Origin of the sequence: Nocardioides sp., assembly GCF_035503875.1 — a bacterium.
Lineage (GTDB): Bacteria > Actinomycetota > Actinomycetes > Propionibacteriales > Nocardioidaceae > Nocardioides.
Map to the genome: position 1 here is coordinate 61,956 of NZ_DATJTA010000066.1, position 21,569 is coordinate 83,524.

Here is a 21,569-nt window from a genome sequence, read left to right on the forward strand (position 1 = left end):
CTCCCGCCGGCCGATTTCGGCAGGGTGATTGCGTCGCATCCGGCCCGGATACCCTGCGGCCATGCGCGCACGCGATCGTCAGGAGCAGGCGACCCGCACCCATCTCCTCCTGCGGTCCGGCGGCTTCACCGTCGCGACCGCGGAGTCCCTCACCGGCGGCAAGCTGGCGGTGCGGTTCACCGAGACCCCCGGGGCGTCGGAGACCTATCTCGGAGGCGTGGTCACCTATGCGACGGCCCTGAAGCAGACCCTGCTCGACGTGTCCGACGAGGTGGTCGAGCAGTACGGCGTCGTCTCCGCGGAGTGCGCCCGGGCGATGGCCTCGGGCATCCGGGCCCGGACCGGCGCGAGCTTCGGGATCGCCACGACGGGGGTCGCGGGGCCGGCCGAGCAGGAGGGCAAGCCTCCCGGCACGGTCTACGTGGGCCTCGCCGGCCCCGGCCTGCTGGAGGCGGTGGCGCTCGACCTGTCGGGCGACCGGGCGGAGATCACGGATCGCACCTGCGACGAGGCGCTGTCGGCGCTGGCTGCCATCCTGCAGAGGGAAGAAGTAGGTCTCGGGTAGCGTTGGGCCACACAGGCCAGGAAGGAGACCCGCATGGTGCTGTTCCGTCGACAGCTCGGCGACGTTCTGCGCGCCCAACGCATGGAGCGTGGGATGACGCTGCGTGAGGTCTCGGCCGAGGCCCGGGTGAGCCTGGGCTACATCTCCGAGATCGAGCGCGGGCAGAAGGAGGCCTCCTCCGAGCTGCTCGCCTCCCTGTGCACGGCGCTCGAGGTCACCCTGTCCGACGTGCTGCGCGAGGTCTCCGACGCGGTGGCCGTCGAGGAGGCCGCCCTGACGGCGACGCCGATCGGCGTCGGCGCGCGCGTGGGCGCTCCCGACGTGGTCGCCTCCGCCGCCTGACCCTCGCTCCTCAGGTCGCCGGCGCCGGCTGGCACGCCGGGCACCAGTACGACGCCCGCTCCCGGCCGGCCGGTCCGCGCTGCGCGACCACGATCGGCGTGCCGCAGCGTCGGCAGGGCGACCGGTCGCGGCGGTAGACCCACATTCGCTCCCGCTCGCGCAGGTCGCCGGTCGTCGACTGCACGGCCCGCTCCTTGTTGAGGTCGAGCATCTGCCGGGCGCGCCGGACCAGGCGGGGGAGCCCCGCCACGTCGCCGACGGGGGTCGCGGGGTGGACGCCGGCGACGAAGCAGAGCTCGGCGGCATACATGTTGCCGATCCCGGCGAGCCGGGTCTGGTCCAGCAGCGCCTCGACGATCGGCCGGGCCGGGTCCTCGGTCAGCCGGCGCAGCGCCTCGTCCTCGTCCCAGTCCGGGCCGAGCAGGTCCGGCCCGAGGTGACCCACGACGTCGTCCTCGCCGTCGGTCGGGATCAGCTCGACGATGCCGAGCGAGAACCCGACGGCCACGGCGCCCTCGGTGCGCAGCACCACGCGGGCCTGGTGGGCCGGCCGGCGCCAGGGACGGCCCGGCTCGTAGACCCGCCAGCTGCCCTCCATCTTCAGGTGGGTGTGCAGCGTCCAGCGCTCGGCGTCGGGGCCGGCGATCCGGGTCAGCAGGTGCTTGCCGCGGCTGACGGTCTGGACGACGGTCGCGCCGGTGAGGTCGGCCGTCGCATGCTGCGGCACTCGGAAGTCGGTGGCGGTGAGGCGGTGCCCGGAGAGGGACCGGTCGAGCAGCCGGGCCGCGCGGTAGACGGTGTCGCCCTCGGGCACCTCAGGACCGCCCCAGCCGGAGGCCCTTGGGGGTCACGACGAATCCGGCGGCCTGCAGGGCCTCGCGCAGCGGGGTGCCGCCCGAGCCGAGCAGCTGCGTGCCGTCGGCGCGCTCGACCGTGAGCCGTCCGAGCGCCCCGCGCCGGGCGGACTCCGCGAGGGACGCGGCGGCGGGCGTGAGCAGGTCGACGTCGTCCGACCAGGTGAGCAGGGTCCGGCCGCCGCGCTCGACGTACAGGACCAGGCGGCCGTCGACCAGGACGACCAGCGCGCCGGCCTTCCGGCCCGGGCGGTGCCCGGAGCCCTCGCCCTTCTCGCCCGCGGCGGTCGTCGAGGCGGGCCAGGGGAGGGCAGCGCCGTACGGGTTGGCCGGGTCGGTGGCGGCCAGCGCGACGGCCGTCGGCTTGGCGTCGCCGCCGGTGGTCGAGGTCGTCGACGTCTCGCTGAAGGTCCGCAGCCGGTCGATCGCGCCCGCGGTGCCGAACTGGGCGGCACCGAGCCCGTTGACGAAGTAGCCCCGTCGGCAACGCCCGGACTCCTCGAAGGCGGACAGCACCTTGTAGGTCGCCGCGAACCCGCCCGGGACGCGCTCGCTCAGCACCGCGCCGCGGATCACCACGCCGTGACGGTCGAGGAGGTGCTCGGCGCTCGCGTGGGCGCGCCGGGTCGGGTCGGTGTCGAGCTCGGGCAGCAGCGCCCACCGCCCGGCCGTCTCGGGCGGACCCGTGCGGGCGGGCATCCGCCCGCGCCCGGTGGTCGAGGACATCCGCGGGCGCGCCGGGGGTCGCTTCGTCCGGTGGCTGGCGGTGCCGGCGCGGGTCAGTGCTCGGAGCGGGGTGAGGGTGTCGTTGCTGATCCGGCCGGACCACACGAGCGACCACAGGGCGGCGGAGAGGGCCTGGTCGTCGGTGCTGCCGACGCTGGTCGCGAGCTGGCGGAAGAACCAGGCGCCGCCCGGGGCGAGGGCGTCGAGGACAGCCTGGGCGAGCTCCGTGCCCGCCTGGTCGCCGCCCTCGGGTCCCGGTGCCGGTTCGGGCAGGGTGAGCGGTGCCTGGTCGGCGAGGTGCAGGCTGACCCAGCCGTCGGAGCCGGGGAGGGCGGCGTGACCGGCCCAGATCACCTCGCCGGAGGCCGTCAGCTCGTCGAGGTACGACGGCTCGTAGTCGCGCACCCGGGAGCCGAGCACCAGCGGCTCGAGCGCGCTCGCGGGCACCGGGCACCCGGCGAGCTGGTCGATCACCGTGAGCACGCCGTCGACGCCGCGGGGTCCGCCGCGGCCGCCGGTGTCGACGTGCTGCCAGGCGGCGAGGAAGCGGCCCAGCGCCTCGGGCTCGACGGGCTCGACCTCCTGGCGCAGCCGCGCCAGCGAGCGCCGTCGGAGCTTGCGCAGGACCTCGGCGTCGCACCACTCCGGGCCCGCGCCGGCGGGGCGGAACTCGCCGTCGAGGACCCGTCCCTGGGCGCCCAGTCGCTGCAGCGTGTGGCGCACGACGGCGGCGCCCAGCCCGAGCCGGGCGGCGACCTGGTCGGTGGTGAAGGGGCCGTGGGTGCGCGCGAAGCGGGCCACGAGGTCGCCGAGCGGGTCCTCGACCGGGTCGGTGAACGCGTCGGGGGTGCCGGGCGGGACGGGGACCCCGAGGCCGTCGCGCAGCCGGCCGACGTCCTCGACGACCGCCCAGCGCTCCTCGCCGGCCATCCGCACCTCGACGATGCGCCGGGCCGCGGCCAGCTCGCCCAGCCAGGCTCCGGCGGGCGCGCCCTCGACGCAGCGCAGGGCGGCCTCCTCGGTGGTCAGCGGGCCGAGCAGCCGCAGCGTGTCGACCAGCGCCTCGGCGCTGCGGGCGCGACGGTCGGGGGCGAGGCGCTGCAGCTCGGCCTCGACCTCGGCCAGCACCTCGGGGTCCAGCAGCTCGCGCAGCTCGGCGCGGCCGAGCAGCTCGGCGAGCAGCCCCTGGTCGAGCGAGAGGGCGGCGGCCCGGCGCTCGGCGATGGGGGAGTCGCCCTCGTACATGAACTGGGCGACGTAGCCGAACAGCAGGCTGCGCGCGAACGGGGAGGGCGCGTGCGTGGACACGTCGGCGACCTGCACCTCGCGGCGGTCGACGCGCCGCATCAGCGTCACCAGGGACGGCAGGTCGTAGACGTCCTGGAGGCACTCGCGCACCGCCTCCAGGACGATCGGGAACGACGGGTAGCGCGAGGCCACCTCGAGCAGGGCCGCCGAACGCTGCCGCTGCTGCCACAGGGGCGAGCGCCGGCCCGGATCGCGCCGGGGCAGCAGCAGGGCGCGGGCGGCGCACTCGCGGAACCGGGCCGCGAACAGCGCCGAGCCGCCGACCTCGGCGGTGACGAGGTCCTCGATCTCGTCGGGCTCGAACACCAGCAGCTCGCCGCCGGGAGCCTCGGTGTCGGTGTCGGGGATCCGGATCACGATGCCGTCGTCGGAGGCCACGGCCTGGCCGTCGACGCCGTAGCGCTCCCGGAGCCGGGCGTTGATCGCGAGCGCCCAGGGCGCGTGCACGGGGGTGCCGTACGGCGAGTGCACGACCAGACGCCAGTCGCCGAGCTCGTCGCGGAAGCGCTCCACCAGCAGGGTGGTGTCGCTGGGCAGCACGTTGGTCGCGTCGAGCTGCTCGTGCAGGTAGGTGACGAGGTTGCCGGCCGCCCACGCGTCGAGACCGCCCTCCCGGGCGCGGGCCTCGGCGGCCGGCTTCGGCAGGGCGGCCAGCTCGCGGGTGAACGCGCCGATGGCCGCGCCGAGCTCGGCGGGGCGACCGAGGGCGTCGCCCTTCCAGAACGGCAGCCGGCCGGGGATGCCGGGCGCCGGGGTGACCAGCACCCGGTCGTGCGTGATGTCCTCGATCCGCCAGCTGGTCGCGCCGAGCGCGAAGATGTCGCCGACGCGCGACTCGTAGACCATCTCCTCGTCGAGCTCGCCCACCCGGCGGCCGCTGCCGTCGCCGACCAGGAAGACGCCGAACAGGCCGCGGTCGGGGATGGTGCCGCCGCTGGTGACCGCGAGCCGCTGCGCCCCGGGACGGCCGGTCAGCTCGCCGGTCACCCGGTCCCACACGATGCGCGGACGGAGCTCGGCGAACTCGTCGGAGGGATAGCGACCGCTGAGCAGGTCGAGGGTGGCGTCGTACGCCGGGCGGGGGAGCTGGCTGAAGGAGGCGGTGCGCCTCATCAGCGCGAACAGCTCGTCGACGTCCCAGGACTCGAGGGCGGTCGCGGCGACGATCTGCTGGGCGAGCACGTCGAGCGGGTTGGCCGGCACCCGCAGCGACTCGATCGCCCCGCTGCGCATCCGCTCGACCGCGACCGCGGTCTGGGCCAGGTCGCCGCGGTGCTTGGGGAACAGCACGCCGCGGGAGACCTCGCCGACCTGGTGGCCGGCGCGGCCGACGCGCTGCAGCGCGCTCGCCACGCTCGGCGGCGACTCGATCTGGACGACCAGGTCGACCGAGCCCATGTCGATGCCGAGCTCGAGGCTGCTGGTCGCGACCACGGCCGGCAGCCGGCCGCGCTTGAGGTCGTCCTCGATGAGCGCGCGCTGCTCCTTCGAGACCGAGCCGTGGTGGGCCTTGGCGATGACCGTCTCGGCCCCCTGCGACTGCCCGGACTGCGCCATCACCTCGGCCGGCACGGCGTCGTCGGGGAACTCCCCGCCGGCGCGCTCGGTGGCGATCTCGTTGAGCCGCGCCGTCAGCCGCTCGGCGAGCCGGCGTGAGTTCGCGAACACGATCGTCGAGCGGTGCTGCTCGATCAGGTCGACGACCCGCTCCTCGACGTGCGGCCAGATCGACTGGGCGCGGGCCGGCTCGTCGCCGTCCTCCTCGAACTCTCCGGGAGCGGTCATGTCCTCGACCGGGACGACGACCTTCAGGTCCCACTCCTTGGCCGAGGGTGGCGCGACGATGTCGACGGGGGCGGTGCCGCCGAGGTAGCGGGCCACCTCCTCCAGCGGGCGGACGGTCGCCGACAGGCCGATGCGCTGGGCCGGGCGATCGAGCAGGGCGTCGAGACGCTCCAGGGAGACCGCGAGGTGGGCGCCGCGCTTGGTGCCGGCGACGGCGTGCACCTCGTCGACGATCACCGTCTCGACGCCGCGCAGCGACTCGCGGGCCTGGGAGGTGAGCATCAGGAACAGCGACTCGGGCGTCGTGATCATGATGTCCGGCGGGGCCGTCACCAGCTTGCGGCGCTCGGCCGCGGGGGTGTCACCGGAGCGGACGCCGACCCGCACCTCGGAGACCGGCTCTCCGAGTCGGTCCGCGGTGTGGCGGATACCGGTCAGCGGCGCGCGGAGGTTGCGCTCGACGTCGACCGCCAGGGCCTTGAGTGGGGAGACGTAGAGGACGCGACAGCGCCGCTGCCTGTCCTCGGGAGCCGGAGCGGAGAGCAGCCGGTCGAGGCTCCACAGGAACGCGCTGAGCGTCTTGCCCGAGCCGGTCGGGGCCACCACCAGCGCGTGCCGACCGGCACCGATCGCGTCCCACGCGCCCGCCTGGGCGGGGGTGGGCGCGGCGAACGCCGCCTCGAACCAGGTGCGGGTCGGGGCGGTGAACCGGGCGAGCACGTCGGACACGCCGACCAGTCTTGCTCACGCCACCGACAACACGGCCGACAGCAAGGCCGACGGCGGCACTCGCCGACCACGACCGGAGATGGGTGGTGGACCCCATAGCGCCGACTTGGGCCGACGAGGCAGGATGAAGGCGGGCACCCGAGACCCTGGAAGGTTCCATCCTGTTGCTGTTCGCGGTCGTCGCGCTGTTCGTCCTCGCGGCGGTCGCGCCTTGGTTGGTGCTCCGGTTCGGGCGCCGAGCCTTCTCACTGATCTCCCTCGGGCCGCTCGCCGGCACGGTCTGGGTCGCTGCCCAGGGTCCTGCCGTCCTCGACGGCGACGCGCTCGTCGAGGTGCACCCGTGGGTCGGAGCCATCGGGATGGAGCTCGCGTTCCGGCTCGGCCCGCTGCAGTGGCTGCTGGCCCTGGTGGTGCTCGGCGTCGGGGCGATCGTGCTCGCGTACTGCGGGTGGTACTTCCACGAGGACAGCCTCGGCGTCGCGCGTTTCGCCGGTGTCCTGACGGCGTTCGTGGCAGCCATGCTGGGACTGGTCATCGCCGACGACCTGCTGCTGCTCTACGTCTTCTGGGAGCTGACCACCGTCTTCTCCTTCCTGCTCATCGGTCACGACCCCGCCCGCCGGGCGAACCGGCAGGCCGCCATCCAGGCCCTGGTCGTCACTACGCTGGGCGGGCTGGCGATGCTGGTGGGCGCCCTGATGCTCGGGCACGAGGCCGGCACCCACCGGATCAGCGCGATCCTGGCCGACCCGCCCACCGGCACCGCCGTGGTGGTCGCGGTGCACCTGCTGCTCGTCGGTGCCATCAGCAAGTCGGCGCTGGTGCCCTTCCACTTCTGGCTCCCCGCCGCGATGGCCGCGCCCACCCCGGTCAGCGCCTACCTGCATGCCGCCTCGATGGTGAAGGCCGGCGTCTACCTCGTCGCGCTGCTCGCCCCGGCGTTCGCCGGCGTCGCGGGCTGGCACGCGGTGCTGCTGGTGCTCGGCCTGGTCACGATGCTCCTCGGCGGGCTGCGGGCACTGCGCCAGCACGACCTCAAGCTGCTGCTGGCCTACGGCACGGTCAGCCAGCTCGGCTTCCTCATCCTGGTGCTGGGCCTCGGCTCCCGCAGCGCGCTGGTGGCCGGGCTCGGCCTCCTGCTCGCGCACGCCCTGTTCAAGGCGGCCCTGTTCCTCATCGTCGGCGTCATCGACCGCTGCGCCGGCACCCGCGACCTGCGCCGGCTGACCGGTCTGCGGCACCGGATGCCCGTGATCGCGGTGGCGGCGGCGATCGCCGCCGCCTCGATGGCGGGACTGCCGCCGACGCTCGGGTTCCTCGCCAAGGAGAGCGTGTTCGTCGCGCTCGTCGACGTGGCCCGGACGGGCGATGGCACCGGCCTCCAGGGCGTCCCGGGCTGGCTGCTGTTCGCCGGGGTGGTGCTCGGCTCGGCGCTCACCGTCGCCTACTCCGCGCGATTCGTCTGGGGCGCCTTCGCCGACCGCGCGGTCGAGGAGGAGCTCGTCGTACGCCCGGTCCGACCGGGGTTTGCGATCGGGCCCGTCGTGCTGGCGGCCGGTTCCCTGGCGACGGGCTTCCTCGGTGGCGCGGTGACCAGCGCGGTCGCGGCGTACGCCGACGTCGTGCCGCCGGGTGCCCACGAGCCCGCCCTGGAGCTGTGGCACGGGGTGGGCCTGCCGCTGGCGGCCACGGTCGCGGCCGTGCTCGTGGGCGGGCTGCTCTTCGTGGCGCGCGCGCCGGTCGAGCGGCTCCAGGCGAGCCTGTCGAACGACCTCTCGCTGGAGAACGCCTACCGCAGCGGCGTGCGCATGCTGGACCGGACCGCCGTGGAGGTCACGGCCGTCGTCCAGCGGGGCTCCGCGGCGGCGTACCTCGGGATCATCCTGCTGGTCGTCGTCCTGCTGCCGGGCTCGACGCTGATCGGAGCCTGGGACCGGGTCTCGGTCCGCGCCTGGGACGTCCCGGCACAGGCCCTCGTCGGCGTGATCATCGTGGCGGCCGCCGTGATGGCGGTCCGGTCCCGTCGACGGCTGCGTGCGGTCCTGCTCGCCGGGGCCACCGGCTACGGCACCGCGCTGATCTTCGTGCTGCACGGCGCCCCCGACCTGGCGCTCACCCAGGTGCTGGTCGAGACGCTGACCGTCGTCGTGTTCGTGCTGGCCCTGCGGCGGATGCCGGAGTACTTCACCGACCGCCCGCTCAACCGGCAGCGGTACTGGCGGATGGGCCTCGGTCTCGGAGTCGCCGTGGCGGCCGCGGGCTTCATGCTGGTCGGCGCGTCCTCGCGCACCGCGGAGCCGGTCTCGACCGCGCTCCCCGCCGAGGCCGTGGAGTACGGCGGCGGCTACAACATCGTCAACGTCATCCTGGTCGACGTCCGGGCCTGGGACACCCTGGGCGAGATCTCCGTGCTGGTCGCGGCGGCGACCGGCGTCGCCAGCCTGATCTTCATCGACGCCCGCGGCGCGGACATCCGCCGGGTCAACCAGATCCCGTTCCCCGCCGGGGTGCGCAAGCAGTCGACCGGCCCCGGCCGCCGGGCCTGGCTGCCCGCGCCCCGCACCCTGCCCCCGGAGAAGCGCTCGATCGTCTTCGAGGTGATCACCCGGATGATCTTCCACACGGTGATGATCTTCTCGGTCTACCTGCTGATCGCCGGTCACAACGACCCGGGCGGCGGGTTCGCCGGCGGGATGGTCGCCGGCCTGGCCCTCGTGATCCGCTACCTGGCCGGCGGGCGCTACGAGCTCGACGAGGCGGCGCCGGTCGACGCGGGCCGGCTGATCGGCACCGGGCTCGCCGTGGCGGCGGTGGCGGCCGTGGCGCCGCTCGCCTTCGGGGGCTCGGTCCTGCAGAGCGCCGTCGTCGACGTGCACGTCCCGCTGGTCGGCGACCTGCACCTGGTCAGTTCGGTGCTCTTCGACATCGGCGTCTACCTCGTCGTGGTCGGCCTCGTCCTCGACCTGCTCCGCGCCCTCGGCTCGCACATCGACCGTCAGGTGCTGCGCGAGCGGCGTGCCGCCGACGCGGCGGACTCGGAGGTGTCCGCATGACCGACGTGAACCTCACCCTGGTCCTGGTCTCCGCGGCCCTGCTCGGCTGCGGGGTCTACCTGCTGCTCGAGCGCAGCCTGTCGCGGGTGCTCGTCGGGCTGGTGATGATGGGCAACGGCGTCAGCATCGCGTTCCTGGTCGCCGGCGGCCCGGCCGGCGCACCCCCGATCGTGGGGGAGACGGAGGGCGAACCGATGGCCGACCCGTTGCCGCAGGCGATGGTGCTGACCGCGATCGTAATCACCCTGGCGACCGTGTCGTTCGTGCTGGCGATGGCCTACCGCAGCTGGCAGCTGAACTCCCACGACGACGTCCAGGACGACGTCGAGGACGCCCGGATCCGCCGGTTGGCGACGGCCGACGTGACCTCCGAGGCGTACGGCGCCGTCACCGACTCGCCCGGACCCGACGACCCGCGCGAGGAGCCGACCGCGGAGGATCTCGGCCCTCCGCGCGAGCCCGACGAGCCGGCGAAGCCGGTCGAGCACACCGATCCCGAGGAGCGCCCGTGAACGCCCTCGTCCCGCTCCCGGTCGTGCTGCCCCTGCTGGGGGCCGGCATCTCCCTGGTCCTCGGCCGCTACCCGCGCATCCAGCGCTGGGTCAGCATCGTCGTGCTCGTCGGCATCGTCGCCGTCGCCGCCGTCCTCATGGTGCAGGCCGACACGTCCGGCCCGCAGACGCAGTGGGTCGGCGGCTGGCCGGAGACCCTCGGCATCGTCCTCGTGGCGGACCGGCTGGCCGCTCTGATGCTGCTGGTCAGCGCCCTGGTCACGCTCGCCGTCCTCGGCTACTCCATCGGCCAGGGCATGACCGAGGACGAGGAGGGCGCGCCGCTCTCGATCTACCACCCGACCTTCCTGGTGCTGGTGGCCGGCGTCGCCAACGCGTTCCTGGCCGGCGACCTGTTCAACCTGTTCGTCAGCTTCGAGATGCTGCTCTTCTCCAGCTACGTGCTGCTCACCCTGGGCGGCACCGCCACCCGGATCCGCGCCGGCACCATCTACGTGCTGGTCAACCTGCTGTCCTCGACGCTGTTCCTGATCTCCATCGCGGTCGTGTACGCCGCCACGGGCACGCTCACCCTGGCGCACCTCGCCGAGCGGATAGCCGACCTGCCCGACCACGTCGCGCTGATGCTGCAGCTGCTGCTGCTGACCACCTTCGCGATCAAGGCGGCCGTCTTCCCGCTGTCGTTCTGGCTGCCCGACAGCTACCCGACCGCTCCGGCGCCGGTGACGGCGGTGTTCGCGGGCCTGCTGACCAAGGTCGGCGTCTACGCGATCCTGCGGATGCAGACGCTGCTCTTCCCCGACAGCCCGCTGACCGACCTGCTGCTGTGGGCGGCCCTGCTCACGATGGTCATCGGGATCCTGGGCGCGATCGCGCAGTCCGACATCAAGCGGATGCTGTCCTTCACCCTGGTCAGCCACATCGGCTACCTCGTGCTCGGGATCGCGCTCGCCAACCGCGCGGGCGTCTCCGGCACGATCTTCTACATCGTCCACCACATCACCGTGCAGACGGCGCTGTTCCTCATCGTCGGGCTGGTCGAGCGCCGGGCCGGGAGCACCTCGCTGCTGCGGATGGGCGGCCTGGCCCGGATCGCCCCGATGCTGGCCGTGCTCTTCTTCGTCCCGGCGATGAACCTCGCCGGGATCCCGCCGTTCTCCGGCTTCATCGGCAAGGTCGGCCTGCTGCAGGCCGCCCAGCAGAACGGCAGCGCCCTGGCCTGGGTGCTGGTCGTGGGCGGCGTGCTGACGAGCCTGCTCACCCTGTACGCCGTCGCCAAGACCTGGGCGGTCGCCTTCTGGCGTACGCCGGAGGAGGCCCACGACGCGCTCGCCGCCCTCGGGCGCGAGGACGACCCGTCCCCGGAGGGCGGCGACCTGCCGATCCGGCACCGCGGCCACCTGCACACCGCCACCGGGGTGGTCTCGGCGCAGGACGTCGCGGACGCCCGCCGGCTCGGCGACGACGAGCAGCCCGACCGCGACCTCCACCAGCTGATCCAGGCGGGCGACGACAACCGCCGGCTCCCGGCGAGCATGGTGGTCCCGGCGGCGTCGCTGGTCGTGCTGAGCGTCGCCCTCACGGCGGTCGCCGGCCCGCTGTTCGCCTACTCCGACCGCGCGGCCGAGGACCTGCTCGACCCGACGACGTACATCGGGGTCGTGCTGCCGGACGGTCCCCCCGAGGAGCGCCCATGAGCCCGCAGACCCGTACCCGCCGCGACGGCACGACCCGCCCGTCCCGGCACCGGGCCGTGCAGCCGGTCCCCGTCGCGTGGCTCGTCCTGGTGTGGACGGCGCTGTGGGGCGACCTCAGCGTCCTGGTGGTCGCCTCCGGGGTCGTCGTGGCGGTCCTGGTCTGCCTGGTCTTCCCGCTCCCGCCCGTCGTGCTGTTCTCCCAGGTCCGGGCCTGGCCGCTCGTCGTGCTCACGGCCGGGTTCATGGTCGACATCGTGCGGGCCAGCGTCCAGGTCTCCCTCGTGGTGCTGCGCCGCCGTCCGGTGCGCAACGCGGTGGTGGCGGTCGACCTCGAGAGCTCCTCCGACTTCGTCCTCACCGGCGTCGCCGCGATGCTGTCGCTGGTGCCCGGGTCGGTGGTCGTGGAGGTACGTCGCTCGACCCACACGCTGTATTTGCACGTCCTCGACACCCCTGACCGCGAGCGGGCGGAGGAGTTCCGGGCCGAGGCCCTCGCGGTCGAGCAGCGCTTCCTCGCGGCGTTCGTCCCGCGCGAGGAGCACGTCGCCGGGAGGCCCGCATGAGCATCGTCGTCATCGTGGTCGCCGCCATGCTGGGTCTGGCGGCAGCTGTGCTCCTGGTGCGGATGACCGTCGGCCCCACCATCCTGGACCGCAGCGTGGCGCTGGACGTGCTGATGGCGGTCACCATCTGCGCCGTCGGTCTGTACGCCGGCCACACCGGCTCGACCACCGTGCTGCCCCTCCTGCTGGGGCTGAGCATGGTGGGCTTCGTGGGCGCCGTCAGCATCGCCCGCTACGCCAGCGGCAGCGACGACGTCGCGGCCGAGGACGACGACGACCAGCGGCAGGGGGAGCGATGAGCTGGACCACGCTCGCCGACGTCCTGGCCGCCGCCTGCCTGCTCGCCGGCGCGGGCTTCGCGCTGGTCGCGGCGATCGGCGTGCTCCGGCTCCCCGACCTTCTCAGCCGCATGCACGCCGCGACCAAGCCCCAGGTGATCGGCCTGATGTTCGTGCTCACCGGGGTCGCGCTGAAGCTGCGCGAGCCGTCGGTGCTGGGGATCCTGGCTCTGGTGGTGGTACTGCAGATGGCGACCAGCGTCGTCGCCAGCCACATGGTCGGCCGGGCCGCGTTCCGGGCCGGCCAGGTCCGCCACGACCTGCTGGTGGTCGACGAACTCGGGGACCGGGCCGACGACTGGGAGGAGCCCCGCGGGGCGCCGTAGACCGTGGCCGGGAAGGGAGCGGGGCCGCCGGGCGTTGTCCAGGGGAACCCCGACCGGAAGGCTTCCCATGCAGATCCCCCTGTCCGTGCTCGACCTCGCCCCGATCACCCGGGGGGAGAGCGTCACCAGCAGCATCGCCGCGAGCGTCGAGCTCGCCCGACGCGCGGAGCAGCACGGCTACGAGCGGGTCTGGTACGCCGAGCACCACAACATGCCGCGGATCGCGTCCTCGGCGACCAGCGTGCTGATCTCCCACGTGGGCGCGCACACCAGCTCCATCCGGCTCGGCGCCGGCGGGGTGATGCTGCCCAACCACGCCCCGCTGACGATCGCCGAGCAGTTCGGCACGCTCGAGGCGATGTACCCCGGGCGGATCGACCTCGGGCTCGGCCGGGCCCCGGGCTCGGACCAGAACACCATGTACGCCCTGCGGCGCGACCCGAGCTCCTCCGACCGGTTCCCCGAGGACGTCCTGGAGCTGCAGGGCTACCTGGCGGGGGAGTCGCGGGTGCCGGGCGTCGAGGCGATCCCGGGCCGGGGATCGCGGGTCCCGCTCTACATCCTCGGCTCGTCGATGTTCGGGGCTCAGCTGGCCGCCCGCCTCGGGCTGCCGTACGCCTTCGCCAGCCACTTCGCCCCGCAGGCGCTCGAGGCCGCGGTGGCGGCGTACCGCCGCGAGTTCCGGCCCTCCGACCAGCTCGACGCGCCGTACGTCATCGCGGGCGTGAACGTCATCGCCGCCGACACCGCCGAGCAGGCCCACGAGCAGCACGCCGCCATGCGGCGGACCCTCGCGATCGGGCTCTTCGCGGGCGGGCGCGAGCTCTCCGACGTCGAGGCCGACGTCCTGCTGCGGCGCGGTGCCGGCCAGCACGTCGACCAGATGTTCACCTACGCCGCCGTGGGTACGCCGCCGGAGGTGGCCGACTACCTGCACGGCTTCCGGGACCGGATCGCCGCCGACGAGCTGATCACCGCCCACCAGGCGCCCACCACCGAGGGCCGGTTGCGCTCGGTCGAGCTGACCGCCGAGGCGCTGGAGCCGACGACCGCCCGCGCCTGAGCACGCCGTGTCGGCGGGCCGCACTAGGGTGCTGGTCGTGCCCGACTTCTCGGTGGATCCGGACTCCATGATCCTGGCGCGCGGCCTGCGCAAGTCCTTCGGTCCGCCGGGCGCGGAGTTCGAGGCCGTCAAGGGCATCGACGTCGACGTACGACGCGGGGAGGCGTTCGGCTTCCTCGGCCCGAACGGTGCCGGCAAGTCCTCGACCATGCGGATGATCGCCGCGGTCTCGCCGGTCAGCGGCGGCGATCTGCGGATCCTCGGCATGGACCCCGCGACCGACGGGCCGGCGATCCGCGGCCGGCTCGGGGTGTGCCCGCAGGAGGACACCCTCGACATCGAGCTCAACGTCCGCGACAACCTCTACATCTACGGCCGCTACTTCGGGATCCCGAAGGCCGAGGTGAGCGACCGGGTCGACGAGCTGCTGGAGTTCGTGCAGCTGACCGAGAAGGCCAAGGCCAAGGTCGAGGACCTCTCGGGCGGCATGAAGCGGCGCCTGACGATCGCCCGCAGCCTGGTCAACCGCCCCGACCTGCTGCTGCTCGACGAGCCGACCACCGGCCTGGACCCGCAGGCGCGCCACGTCCTGTGGGACCGGCTGTTCCGGCTCAAGCAGGCCGGCGTGACGCTGGTGATCACCACCCACTACATGGACGAGGCGGAGCAGCTCTGCGACCGCCTGGTCGTGATGGACAAGGGCGTGATCGTCGCGGAGGGATCGCCGCTGCAGCTGATCCGCGAGCACTCCACCCGTGAGGTCGCCGAGCTCCGGTTCGGGGTCGCGGAGGAGGGCGCGACCCACGAGACCCTCGCCGAGAAGGTCGCCGACCTCGGCGTCCGGGTCGAGGTGCTGCCCGACCGGCTCCTGGTCTACAGCGAGGACGGCGAGGAGGTCGTGGCGAAGGTGCACGAGCGCGCGCTCACCCCCGTCGCGACGCTGGTGCGCCGCTCCTCCCTGGAGGACGTCTTCCTGCGCCTCACCGGCCGCACGCTGGTCGACTGAGTGGGAGGAGCGGTGCCCGATCTCGCCTTCGCCGACGGCGTACGCCGGCAGACCGACTACTGGCTGACGGTCTACAAGCGCACCTGGCGCTCCTCCGTCTTCAGCTCCTTCGTCGCTCCGTTGTTCTACGTCGTCGCGATGGGGGTGCTGCTCGGCGGGTTCGTCGAGTCCGACACCGGTGAGCTGGAGGGCGCGACGTCGTACCTCGCCTTCGTGGTGCCGGGCCTGGTCGCGGCCCACGCCATGCAGACGGCGGTGGGGGAGACGACGTACCCGGTGATGGGGCTGATCAAGTGGCAGCGGGTCTACGACTCGATGCTCGCCACGCCGCTGCAGGTCCAGCACCTCGCCGGCGCGACGCTGTCGTTCGTCTTCTTCCGGGTGGCGACGACCTGCGCCGTCTACATGCTGGTGCTGGCGCCGTTCGGGGTGTTCGAGTCCTGGTGGGGGCCGTTCGTGGCGTACGCCGGGCAGCTGCTGGTCGGCATGGCGTTCGGGGTCTGGGTCTACGGCTTCAGCGCCCGGCTGGAGGACGAGCAGGCCTACGGGCTGCTGTTCCGGATCGGCGTGATCCCGATGTTCCTGTTCTCCGGGGCGTTCTTCCCGGTCGCCAACCTCGGCGAGGTCGGCTCCTGGCTCGCCCGGCTGACGCCGCTGTGGCACGGCGTCAGCCTGTCGCGGATGTTCTGCCTGGACGATATCGACTGGTCGACCGCCGCGGTCAACGTGGTCGTGCTGGTGACGTTGGTGGTCGTCGGCTGGTTCTGGGCGATCGCCGGTCTGCGGAAGCGGCTGGTCTCGTGAGCACCGCGGCCCCGCTGTCGAGCACGCAGGCGATGCGTCTGCTGGTGCTGCGCAACTACCTCGTCTACAAGGACGCCTGGAAGCTCTTCCTGACCGGCTTCCTGGAGCCGGTCCTCTACCTGCTCTCCATCGGCGTCGGCGTCGGTCAGCTCATCGACTCCTTCGAGTTCAACGGCCGCACGGTCCCGTACGCCGTGTTCGTCGCGCCCGCGATGCTCGCCGCGTCGGCCTTCAACGGGGCGCTGCTCGACTCGACCTTCAACGTCTTCTTCAAGCTGAAGTTCATCAAGCTCTACGACCAGCTGCTGGCCACCCCGCTCACGACGGGCGACATCGCGCGCTCGGAGATCCTGTGGGGGCAGCTGCGCGGCGGCAGCTACTCGTTGGCGTTCCTCCTGGTGATGGTCGCGATGGGGCTCGTCGACTCGTGGTGGGCGGTGCTGGCCTTCCCGGCCGCCCTGCTGATCGGCTTCGCCTTCAGCGCCGTGTGCATGGCACTCACGACGTACATGACCTCGTGGCAGGACTTCGACAAGGTCACCCTCGTGCAGCTGCCGCTGTTCCTGTTCTCGGCGACGTTCTTCCCGGTGACCGCGTTCGACGGCTGGTTGCGCTGGGTGGTGGAGTGCACGCCGCTCTACCGCGGGGTGGTGCTGTGCCGCGAGCTGACCACGGGGGCGCTCTCGTGGGACTCCGCCATCTCGGTTGTCTACCTGCTGGTGATGGGGTTGGTCGGCCTGCTCGTGGTGCGCAAGCGGCTCGACACGCTGCTGCTGACCTAGACCTCAGCGCGGATCGACCAGCACCGCGAGCGCCAGCCGGAGACCGCCCAGGTCGCCGATCAGGTCGTGCACCGCCTGGTACGCCGCCCGCATCCCCGGATCCGGCGAGCGCCGGTGGTCCTGCAGCTCCAGCAGTGCCCGGCACGCGTGCGCCGCCGCCACGTCGACGATCCCGTTCAGCCGGTCGACCCCGATCCTGGCCGTGTCCGCCATGTCCACCACCTCCGTCCCTGGTCCCCAGGGTGGGCGGCGCCTCCCCAGATCGGAGAGGCCCGAACGGACTATTGCGCCCTCACCGCTCGGCGAGCGCGAGCTGCCACCACTCGGTGTCGATCCAGCGGTCGTGCTTGAAGCCCACGTCGCGCAGCACGCCGACCGGCTCGAAGCCGCACGCCCGGTGCAGGCCGCGGCTGCCGGGGTTGGGCAGCGCGACGACCGCCACCGCGGTGCGCATGCCGTCCGCGCGCAGGCGGGCCAGCAGCTCGTCGTACAGCGCCCGGCCGAGGCCGCGGCCCAGCGCGGCGGGGTCGACGTACACCGAGGTCTCGCGGGTGTGGCGGTACGCCGGCCGTGGGCGGTACGCCGACGAGTAGGCATAGCCGAGCACCACGCCCTCCTCGTCGGCGACGAGCACGTGGTCGCCGGGCTCGGTGCTCCCGAGCCGGGCCTCCCAGTAGGCGAGCGGCGGGGGCTCGAGATCGAAGGTCGCGACGCCGTCGCGGACCTGGACGTCGTAGATCGTCTTGATCGCGGGCAGGTCGGCCGAGGTGGCGGAGCGCACGAGCATGGCGCCATCTTCGCGGAGGTTGGCAGGAAGTCCGTGGCCCGGGGGCGCGGCACCCGCGAGGATCGCCTCATGAGCGCGATCGAGCCCGACACCAAGGACTGGACCTGGGTCCTGCACGAGCCCTGTCCCGAGTGCGGGTTCGTCGCGGAGGCGCCGACCCGCGCCGAGCTGGGGGCGGTGGTGCGCACCAACGCCGCACTCTGGCCGCCGCTGCTCGCCGCGCCAGGCGCCGCCGTACGCCCGGCGCCGTCGGTGTGGTCCGTGCTGGAGTACGCCTGCCACGTGCGCGACGTGCACCGGATCTTCGGCGAGCGGGTCGGGCTGATGCTCGACCAGGACGACCCCGTCTTCGCGAACTGGGACCAGGACGAGACCGCCGTCGCCGAACGCTACGACCGCCAGGACCCCGCGGTCGTCGCCGACGAGCTGGTCGCGGCCGCCGAGGCCGTCGCGGCGGCGTACGACGCGGTGCCGGCGGACGCCTGGGAGCGGACCGGGCGGCGCAGCAACGGCAGCGAGTTCACCGTCGACAGCCTCGGTCGCTACCACCTGCACGACATCGTCCACCACGCCTACGACGTGCGGAACGCGGTGACCGGGGAGGGCTGATCCCGCGGCTGGGGTGGGGTCGTACGCTTCGTCGGCGTGAGGCACACCGAGTTCTGGTCGCGGATGGACGACGCGCTCGGGTCGGCGTACGCCCCGACCTGGGCGAGCCAGCACGTGATGGGTGCGCTCGACGGCCGGACGGCCCAGGAGGCCCTGGACGCCGGCGTACCGCCGAAGGAGGTCTGGGCCGCGGTGTGGCAGGCGCTCGGGCTGCCTGAGACCGAGCGCTGAGCCCACCGGACCGCGACATGCGCGTGTCGATGGTGTGATCGAACACCTGTTCGGGCTAGGTTGGGTCCACAGGCATGACGTCGGGGCGGGTTCTCCACAGGCACGACGGCGCTGATCAGGCGCTGTCGGTGGTCCGCTCTAGCGTCGTCGACGTGCCTGACACCCGACGAGCGAAGAAAGAAGGTCCGGCCATGGCTGGAGATCGCGACAAGGCCCTCGACGCCGCCCTGCTGAACATCGAGAAGCAGTTCGGCAAGGGCTCGGTGATGCGCCTCGGTGACGAGACGCGCGCCCCCCTGGAGGTCATCCCCACCGGATCGATCGCGCTCGACGTCGCGCTGGGCCTGGGCGGCCTGCCGCGCGGCCGGGTGGTCGAGGTCTACGGCCCGGAGTCCTCCGGCAAGACGACCGTCGCCCTGCACGCGGTGGCCAACGCCCAGGCGGCCGGCGGCATCGTCGCCTTCATCGACGCCGAGCACGCGCTCGACCCGGAGTACGCCAAGGCGCTCGGCGTCGACACCGACGCGCTGCTGGTCTCCCAGCCCGACTCCGGTGAGCAGGCGCTGGAGATCGCTGACATGCTGATCCGCTCGGGCGCGCTCGACCTGATCGTCATCGACTCCGTGGCGGCCCTGGTGCCCCGCGCCGAGATCGAGGGCGAGATGGGGGACAGCCACGTCGGTCTCCAGGCCCGCCTGATGAGCCAGGCGCTGCGCAAGATGACCGGTGCGCTCAACAACTCCAAGACCACCGCGATCTTCATCAACCAGCTGCGCGAGAAGATCGGCGTGATGTTCGGCTCGCCCGAGACCACCACCGGTGGTCGCGCGCTGAAGTTCTACTCCTCGGTCCGCCTCGACGTGCGTCGCATCGAGACTCTCAAGGACGGCACCGACATGGTCGGCAACCGGACCCGGGTCAAGGTCGTCAAGAACAAGGTCGCCCCGCCGTTCAAGCAGGCCGAGTTCGACATCATGTACGGCAAGGGCATCAGCCGCGAGGGCGGTCTAATCGACGTCGGCGTCGAGGCGGGCATCGTCCGCAAGGCCGGCGCCTGGTACACCTACGAGGGCGACCAGCTCGGCCAGGGCAAGGAGAACTCCCGCAAGTTCCTCCGGGACAACCCCGACCTGGCCAACGAGCTGGAGAAGCGGATCCTCGAGAAGCTCGGGGTCGGCCCCCAGGCCGACGCCCCCGCCGAGGTGGCCGACCCCGTCGGCGTCGACGACTTCTGAGCCACCCGCTGGTTGAGGTGTGAAGGCCGCCAGGCCTGAGCCTCGAAACCCGGTGACCCGACAGGAGACGCCGTCGCGGGGGTCTCGATACACCGTCGCTCGTCCCTCGCGACGGCACTCGACCACCGAGAGCGCACGTTGGTCGAGTAGCGAGCGCCAGCGAGCGTATCGAGACCCAGGAACCCGGAGGTGCCGACCATGATCGACGACGACCGCCCCGCGCCCTCCTGGGCCGGTGACGTCTCGGCCGGGGTCGACGCCTGGACGCGACGTGCGTCCGGGCCGGCCCCGGTGGTGCCCGAGAGGCCCCGGACGGCGCGGCGGTCCGGACGCCGTCAGGCGGCGCCGCCGCCCGACCGCCGCACCGAGGTGCCCGAGGCGGACCCGGAGTCGGTGGCCCGCAAGATCCTGCTCGACCAGCTGACCGGGCAGGCCCGCAGCCGCCAGCAGCTGAGCGACAAGCTCGCCGAGAAGAACGTCCCCACCGACATCGCCACCCGCCTCCTCGACCGGTTCGAGGAGGTCGGGCTGGTCGACGACGGCGCGTTCGCCCGGTCCTGGGTCGCCAGCCGGGGCGCCGGGGGCGGCCGGGCGCTGGCCAAGCGGGCGCTGGCCCAGGAGCTGCGCCGCAAGGGCATCGACGATGAGGTCGCGCGCGAGGCGCTCGACGAGATCGACCCCGACGACGAGGAGCAGGCGGCCCGCGCCCTGGTCCGCAAGAAGCTGCGCACCCTCACCCGGGTCGACGACACGGTCGCCACGCGCCGGCTGGTCGGCATGCTGGCCCGCAAGGGCTACGGATCGGGGCTGGCCTTCGCGGTGGTTCGCGACGAGTTGGCCGTGGCGGGACGGTCGTCACTGGACGACTGACCCGGTCGGGAGGAAAGAATGCCCTCGTGGCCGACGAGCGCGAGATCCTGACCTACGACCTGTTCGGCACCGCCGTCCGAGACCTGGCCCAGCAGGTGGTCGACTCCGGCTACGAGCCCGACCTGGTGCTCTCCATCGCCCGCGGCGGCCTCGGCCTGGGCATGGGACTGGGCTACGCCCTGGACGTGAAGAACCTGTCCGCGGTGAACGTCGAGTTCTACACCGGCGTCGACGAGCGACTCGACGTCCCCATCATGCTGCCGCCGACCCCGCAGGCCGTCGACCTGTCGGGACTGAGGGTGCTGATCGCCGACGACGTCGCCGACTCGGGGCGGACCCTGGAGATCGTCCAGGAGTTCTGCGCCGACCACGTCGCCGAGGCCCGCACCGCGGTCATCTACGAGAAGCCGCACACGGTCGTGCGCGCCGACTACGTCTGGCGACGTACCGACCTGTGGATCAACTTCCCGTGGTCCTCCGAACCGCCGCTGGTCGACCGCCGGGGCGGAAGGGCGCACTGATGGTCGCCGAGCTGCTGCGCGTCCCGGCCGGTCCGGTGGACCTGCGCGCGATCCCGAGCGACGCGACGCCGGGCTTCGAGGGCGACAAGGCGGCGGGTCGCGAAGCCCTGGCCGCGCTGGGTGAGGAGCTGGCCGACCTGCAGGAGCGGCTGTGGGCCGAGGGACAGGCGGGGTCGCCGCGGCGTCTGCTGCTGGTGCTCCAGGGCATGGACACCTCGGGCAAGGGCGGCACGCTCAAGCGCACCGTCGGGCTCGTGGACCCGCAGGGCGTCCGGATCACCTCGTTCAAGGCACCGACAGAGGAGGAGCGTGCGCAGGACTTCCTGTGGCGCATCGAGCGAGCGCTCCCGGCGCCGGGCTACCTCGGCGTGTTCGACCGCTCGCACTACGAGGACGTGCTGATCGCTCGGGTCCGGGGCCTGGCGAGCGCCGAGGAGATCGAGCGCCGGTACGCCGCGATCGTCGACTTCGAGCGCCGCCTGGTCGAGTCCGGAACGTCCATCGTGAAGGTGATGCTGCACATCTCCGCCGCCGAGCAGAAGGAGCGGCTGCTGGCCCGGCTCGACGACCCGACGAAGCACTGGAAGTTCAACCCCGGCGACATCGACGAGCGCGTCCACTGGGCGGCGTACCGGGAGGCGTACGAGATCGCCCTCGAGCGCACCGGCACCGACGCGGCGCCGTGGCACGTCGTACCCGCCGACCGGAAGTGGTACCGCGACCTGGCGATCGCGCAGTTGCTCCTGGAGACGCTGCGCGGCCTGGACCCGCAGTGGCCAGCCGCCGACTTCGACGTGACGCACGAACGGGCCAGGCTGACCGGCGAGGAGCCGATCGCCTGACCCGTTGCGTGGTCAGTCTGG

At 72.9% G+C, this 21,569-nt stretch carries 22 protein-coding genes; 18 read left to right on the top strand and 4 right to left on the bottom strand.

Annotated features, from left to right (window positions below; genetic code table 11):
* Nucleotides 1-61: 61 nt before the first annotated feature.
* A complete protein-coding gene (locus tag VMF51_RS15710) occupies nucleotides 62-565 on the top strand; it encodes a CinA family protein (protein WP_325475396.1) in 504 nt (167 codons plus the stop codon).
* Nucleotides 566-598: 33 nt separating this feature from the next.
* The gene (locus tag VMF51_RS15715) at nucleotides 599-907 is read left to right on the top strand and encodes a helix-turn-helix transcriptional regulator (RefSeq protein WP_325475397.1); all 309 of its coding nucleotides are present in this window, start codon (nucleotides 599-601) and stop codon (nucleotides 905-907) included.
* A 10-nt stretch (nucleotides 908-917) separates the two neighbouring features.
* Here VMF51_RS15715 and VMF51_RS15720 read toward each other — a convergent pair whose 3' ends face one another.
* Both VMF51_RS15720 and VMF51_RS15725 read right to left on the bottom strand, forming a co-directional pair.
* Nucleotides 918-1,721: a DNA-formamidopyrimidine glycosylase family protein gene (locus VMF51_RS15720; protein ID WP_325475398.1), complete on the bottom strand. Its 804-nt coding sequence runs from the start codon at nucleotides 1,719-1,721 to the stop codon at nucleotides 918-920.
* A 1-nt stretch (nucleotide 1,722) separates the two neighbouring features.
* Nucleotides 1,723-6,309 carry an ATP-dependent helicase gene (locus VMF51_RS15725; protein WP_414689475.1) on the bottom strand — a complete coding sequence of 1,529 codons (4,587 nt, stop codon included), beginning with the start codon at nucleotides 6,307-6,309 and terminating at the stop codon, nucleotides 1,723-1,725.
* A gap of 164 nt (nucleotides 6,310-6,473) precedes the next feature.
* Here VMF51_RS15725 and VMF51_RS15730 point away from each other — a divergent pair, with 164 nt between their 5' ends.
* The 10 genes from VMF51_RS15730 (at nucleotide 6,474) to VMF51_RS15775 (ending at nucleotide 16,453) form a co-directional block, all read left to right on the top strand.
* A complete protein-coding gene (locus VMF51_RS15730; RefSeq protein WP_325475399.1) occupies nucleotides 6,474-9,362 on the top strand; it encodes a Na+/H+ antiporter subunit A in 2,889 nt (962 codons plus the stop codon).
* Nucleotides 9,359-9,874 (top strand): Na(+)/H(+) antiporter subunit C, encoded by a 516-nt coding sequence (locus VMF51_RS15735; protein ID WP_325475400.1) that lies wholly within the window; start codon nucleotides 9,359-9,361, stop codon nucleotides 9,872-9,874. The genes VMF51_RS15730 and VMF51_RS15735 overlap by 4 nt, the downstream gene beginning before the upstream one ends.
* Nucleotides 9,871-11,571, top strand: a complete 1,701-nt coding sequence (locus VMF51_RS15740) for a Na+/H+ antiporter subunit D (protein ID WP_325475401.1) — start codon at nucleotides 9,871-9,873, stop codon at nucleotides 11,569-11,571. Before VMF51_RS15735 ends, VMF51_RS15740 begins: the two co-directional genes overlap by 4 nt.
* Nucleotides 11,568-12,134, top strand: coding sequence for a Na+/H+ antiporter subunit E (locus tag VMF51_RS15745; RefSeq protein WP_325475402.1), 567 nt, complete (start codon nucleotides 11,568-11,570; stop codon nucleotides 12,132-12,134). Before VMF51_RS15740 ends, VMF51_RS15745 begins: the two co-directional genes overlap by 4 nt.
* Nucleotides 12,131-12,433: a monovalent cation/H+ antiporter complex subunit F gene (locus VMF51_RS15750; RefSeq protein WP_325475403.1), complete on the top strand. Its 303-nt coding sequence runs from the start codon at nucleotides 12,131-12,133 to the stop codon at nucleotides 12,431-12,433. Before VMF51_RS15745 ends, VMF51_RS15750 begins: the two co-directional genes overlap by 4 nt.
* Nucleotides 12,430-12,798 (top strand): monovalent cation/H(+) antiporter subunit G, encoded by a 369-nt coding sequence (mnhG, locus tag VMF51_RS15755; protein ID WP_325475404.1) that lies wholly within the window; start codon nucleotides 12,430-12,432, stop codon nucleotides 12,796-12,798. Before VMF51_RS15750 ends, mnhG begins: the two co-directional genes overlap by 4 nt.
* 67 nt (nucleotides 12,799-12,865) lie before the next feature.
* Nucleotides 12,866-13,861 carry an LLM class flavin-dependent oxidoreductase gene (locus VMF51_RS15760; protein ID WP_325475405.1) on the top strand — a complete coding sequence of 332 codons (996 nt, stop codon included), beginning with the start codon at nucleotides 12,866-12,868 and terminating at the stop codon, nucleotides 13,859-13,861.
* Nucleotides 13,862-13,928: 67 nt separating this feature from the next.
* The gene (locus VMF51_RS15765) at nucleotides 13,929-14,867 is read left to right on the top strand and encodes an ABC transporter ATP-binding protein (protein WP_325475425.1); all 939 of its coding nucleotides are present in this window, start codon (nucleotides 13,929-13,931) and stop codon (nucleotides 14,865-14,867) included.
* A 12-nt stretch (nucleotides 14,868-14,879) separates the two neighbouring features.
* Nucleotides 14,880-15,671 (top strand): ABC transporter permease, encoded by a 792-nt coding sequence (locus tag VMF51_RS15770; RefSeq protein ID WP_325475406.1) that lies wholly within the window; start codon nucleotides 14,880-14,882, stop codon nucleotides 15,669-15,671.
* The gene (locus VMF51_RS15775; protein ID WP_325475407.1) at nucleotides 15,668-16,453 is read left to right on the top strand and encodes an ABC transporter permease; all 786 of its coding nucleotides are present in this window, start codon (nucleotides 15,668-15,670) and stop codon (nucleotides 16,451-16,453) included. The genes VMF51_RS15770 and VMF51_RS15775 overlap by 4 nt, the downstream gene beginning before the upstream one ends.
* 3 nt (nucleotides 16,454-16,456) lie before the next feature.
* Here the strand turns inward: VMF51_RS15775 and VMF51_RS15780 are convergent, their stop codons facing one another.
* A complete protein-coding gene (locus tag VMF51_RS15780) occupies nucleotides 16,457-16,666 on the bottom strand; it encodes a hypothetical protein (protein WP_325475408.1) in 210 nt (69 codons plus the stop codon).
* A 79-nt stretch (nucleotides 16,667-16,745) separates the two neighbouring features.
* A complete protein-coding gene (locus VMF51_RS15785; RefSeq protein WP_325475409.1) occupies nucleotides 16,746-17,240 on the bottom strand; it encodes a GNAT family N-acetyltransferase in 495 nt (164 codons plus the stop codon).
* Between the two features lie 69 nt (nucleotides 17,241-17,309).
* On the opposite strand from VMF51_RS15785, the gene VMF51_RS15790 reads away from it, so the two are divergent.
* From VMF51_RS15790 to VMF51_RS15815, 6 genes are all read left to right on the top strand, one after another.
* Nucleotides 17,310-17,849, top strand: a complete 540-nt coding sequence (locus tag VMF51_RS15790; protein ID WP_325475410.1) for a DinB family protein — start codon at nucleotides 17,310-17,312, stop codon at nucleotides 17,847-17,849.
* 36 nt (nucleotides 17,850-17,885) lie between these two features.
* Entirely contained in the window at nucleotides 17,886-18,080 is a 195-nt protein-coding gene (locus VMF51_RS15795; RefSeq protein ID WP_325475411.1) for a DUF3046 domain-containing protein, read from the top strand.
* Nucleotides 18,081-18,271: 191 nt separating this feature from the next.
* On the top strand, nucleotides 18,272-19,315 hold the full coding sequence (recA, locus tag VMF51_RS15800; protein ID WP_325475412.1) for a recombinase RecA: 1,044 nt from the start codon (nucleotides 18,272-18,274) through the stop codon (nucleotides 19,313-19,315).
* A gap of 198 nt (nucleotides 19,316-19,513) precedes the next feature.
* Nucleotides 19,514-20,185, top strand: coding sequence for a regulatory protein RecX (locus tag VMF51_RS15805; RefSeq protein WP_325475413.1), 672 nt, complete (start codon nucleotides 19,514-19,516; stop codon nucleotides 20,183-20,185).
* A gap of 26 nt (nucleotides 20,186-20,211) precedes the next feature.
* Nucleotides 20,212-20,706 carry a phosphoribosyltransferase gene (locus VMF51_RS15810; protein ID WP_325475414.1) on the top strand — a complete coding sequence of 165 codons (495 nt, stop codon included), beginning with the start codon at nucleotides 20,212-20,214 and terminating at the stop codon, nucleotides 20,704-20,706.
* Nucleotides 20,706-21,548 (top strand): PPK2 family polyphosphate kinase, encoded by an 843-nt coding sequence (locus VMF51_RS15815; RefSeq protein WP_325475415.1) that lies wholly within the window; start codon nucleotides 20,706-20,708, stop codon nucleotides 21,546-21,548. The genes VMF51_RS15810 and VMF51_RS15815 overlap by 1 nt, the downstream gene beginning before the upstream one ends.
* The last annotated feature ends 21 nt before the right edge of the window (nucleotides 21,549-21,569 follow it).

Excerpts from the sequence above, each read along its gene's own strand:
- VMF51_RS15710 (WP_325475396.1), top strand. The coding sequence starts at position 62 with ATGCGCGCACGCGATCGTCAGGAGCAGGCGACCCGCACCCATCTCCTC.
- VMF51_RS15715 (WP_325475397.1), top strand. The coding sequence starts at position 599 with ATGGTGCTGTTCCGTCGACAGCTCGGCGACGTTCTGCGCGCCCAACGC.
- VMF51_RS15735 (WP_325475400.1), top strand. The coding sequence starts at position 9,359 with ATGACCGACGTGAACCTCACCCTGGTCCTGGTCTCCGCGGCCCTGCTC.
- VMF51_RS15745 (WP_325475402.1), top strand. The coding sequence starts at position 11,568 with ATGAGCCCGCAGACCCGTACCCGCCGCGACGGCACGACCCGCCCGTCC.
- VMF51_RS15750 (WP_325475403.1), top strand. The coding sequence starts at position 12,131 with ATGAGCATCGTCGTCATCGTGGTCGCCGCCATGCTGGGTCTGGCGGCA.
- mnhG (WP_325475404.1), top strand. The coding sequence starts at position 12,430 with ATGAGCTGGACCACGCTCGCCGACGTCCTGGCCGCCGCCTGCCTGCTC.
- VMF51_RS15760 (WP_325475405.1), top strand. The coding sequence starts at position 12,866 with ATGCAGATCCCCCTGTCCGTGCTCGACCTCGCCCCGATCACCCGGGGG.
- VMF51_RS15765 (WP_325475425.1), top strand. The coding sequence starts at position 13,929 with ATGATCCTGGCGCGCGGCCTGCGCAAGTCCTTCGGTCCGCCGGGCGCG.
- VMF51_RS15780 (WP_325475408.1), bottom strand. The coding sequence starts at position 16,666 with ATGGCGGACACGGCCAGGATCGGGGTCGACCGGCTGAACGGGATCGTC.
- VMF51_RS15785 (WP_325475409.1), bottom strand. The coding sequence starts at position 17,240 with ATGCTCGTGCGCTCCGCCACCTCGGCCGACCTGCCCGCGATCAAGACG.
- VMF51_RS15790 (WP_325475410.1), top strand. The coding sequence starts at position 17,310 with ATGAGCGCGATCGAGCCCGACACCAAGGACTGGACCTGGGTCCTGCAC.
- recA (WP_325475412.1), top strand. The coding sequence starts at position 18,272 with ATGGCTGGAGATCGCGACAAGGCCCTCGACGCCGCCCTGCTGAACATC.
- VMF51_RS15805 (WP_325475413.1), top strand. The coding sequence starts at position 19,514 with ATGATCGACGACGACCGCCCCGCGCCCTCCTGGGCCGGTGACGTCTCG.
- VMF51_RS15815 (WP_325475415.1), top strand. The coding sequence starts at position 20,706 with ATGGTCGCCGAGCTGCTGCGCGTCCCGGCCGGTCCGGTGGACCTGCGC.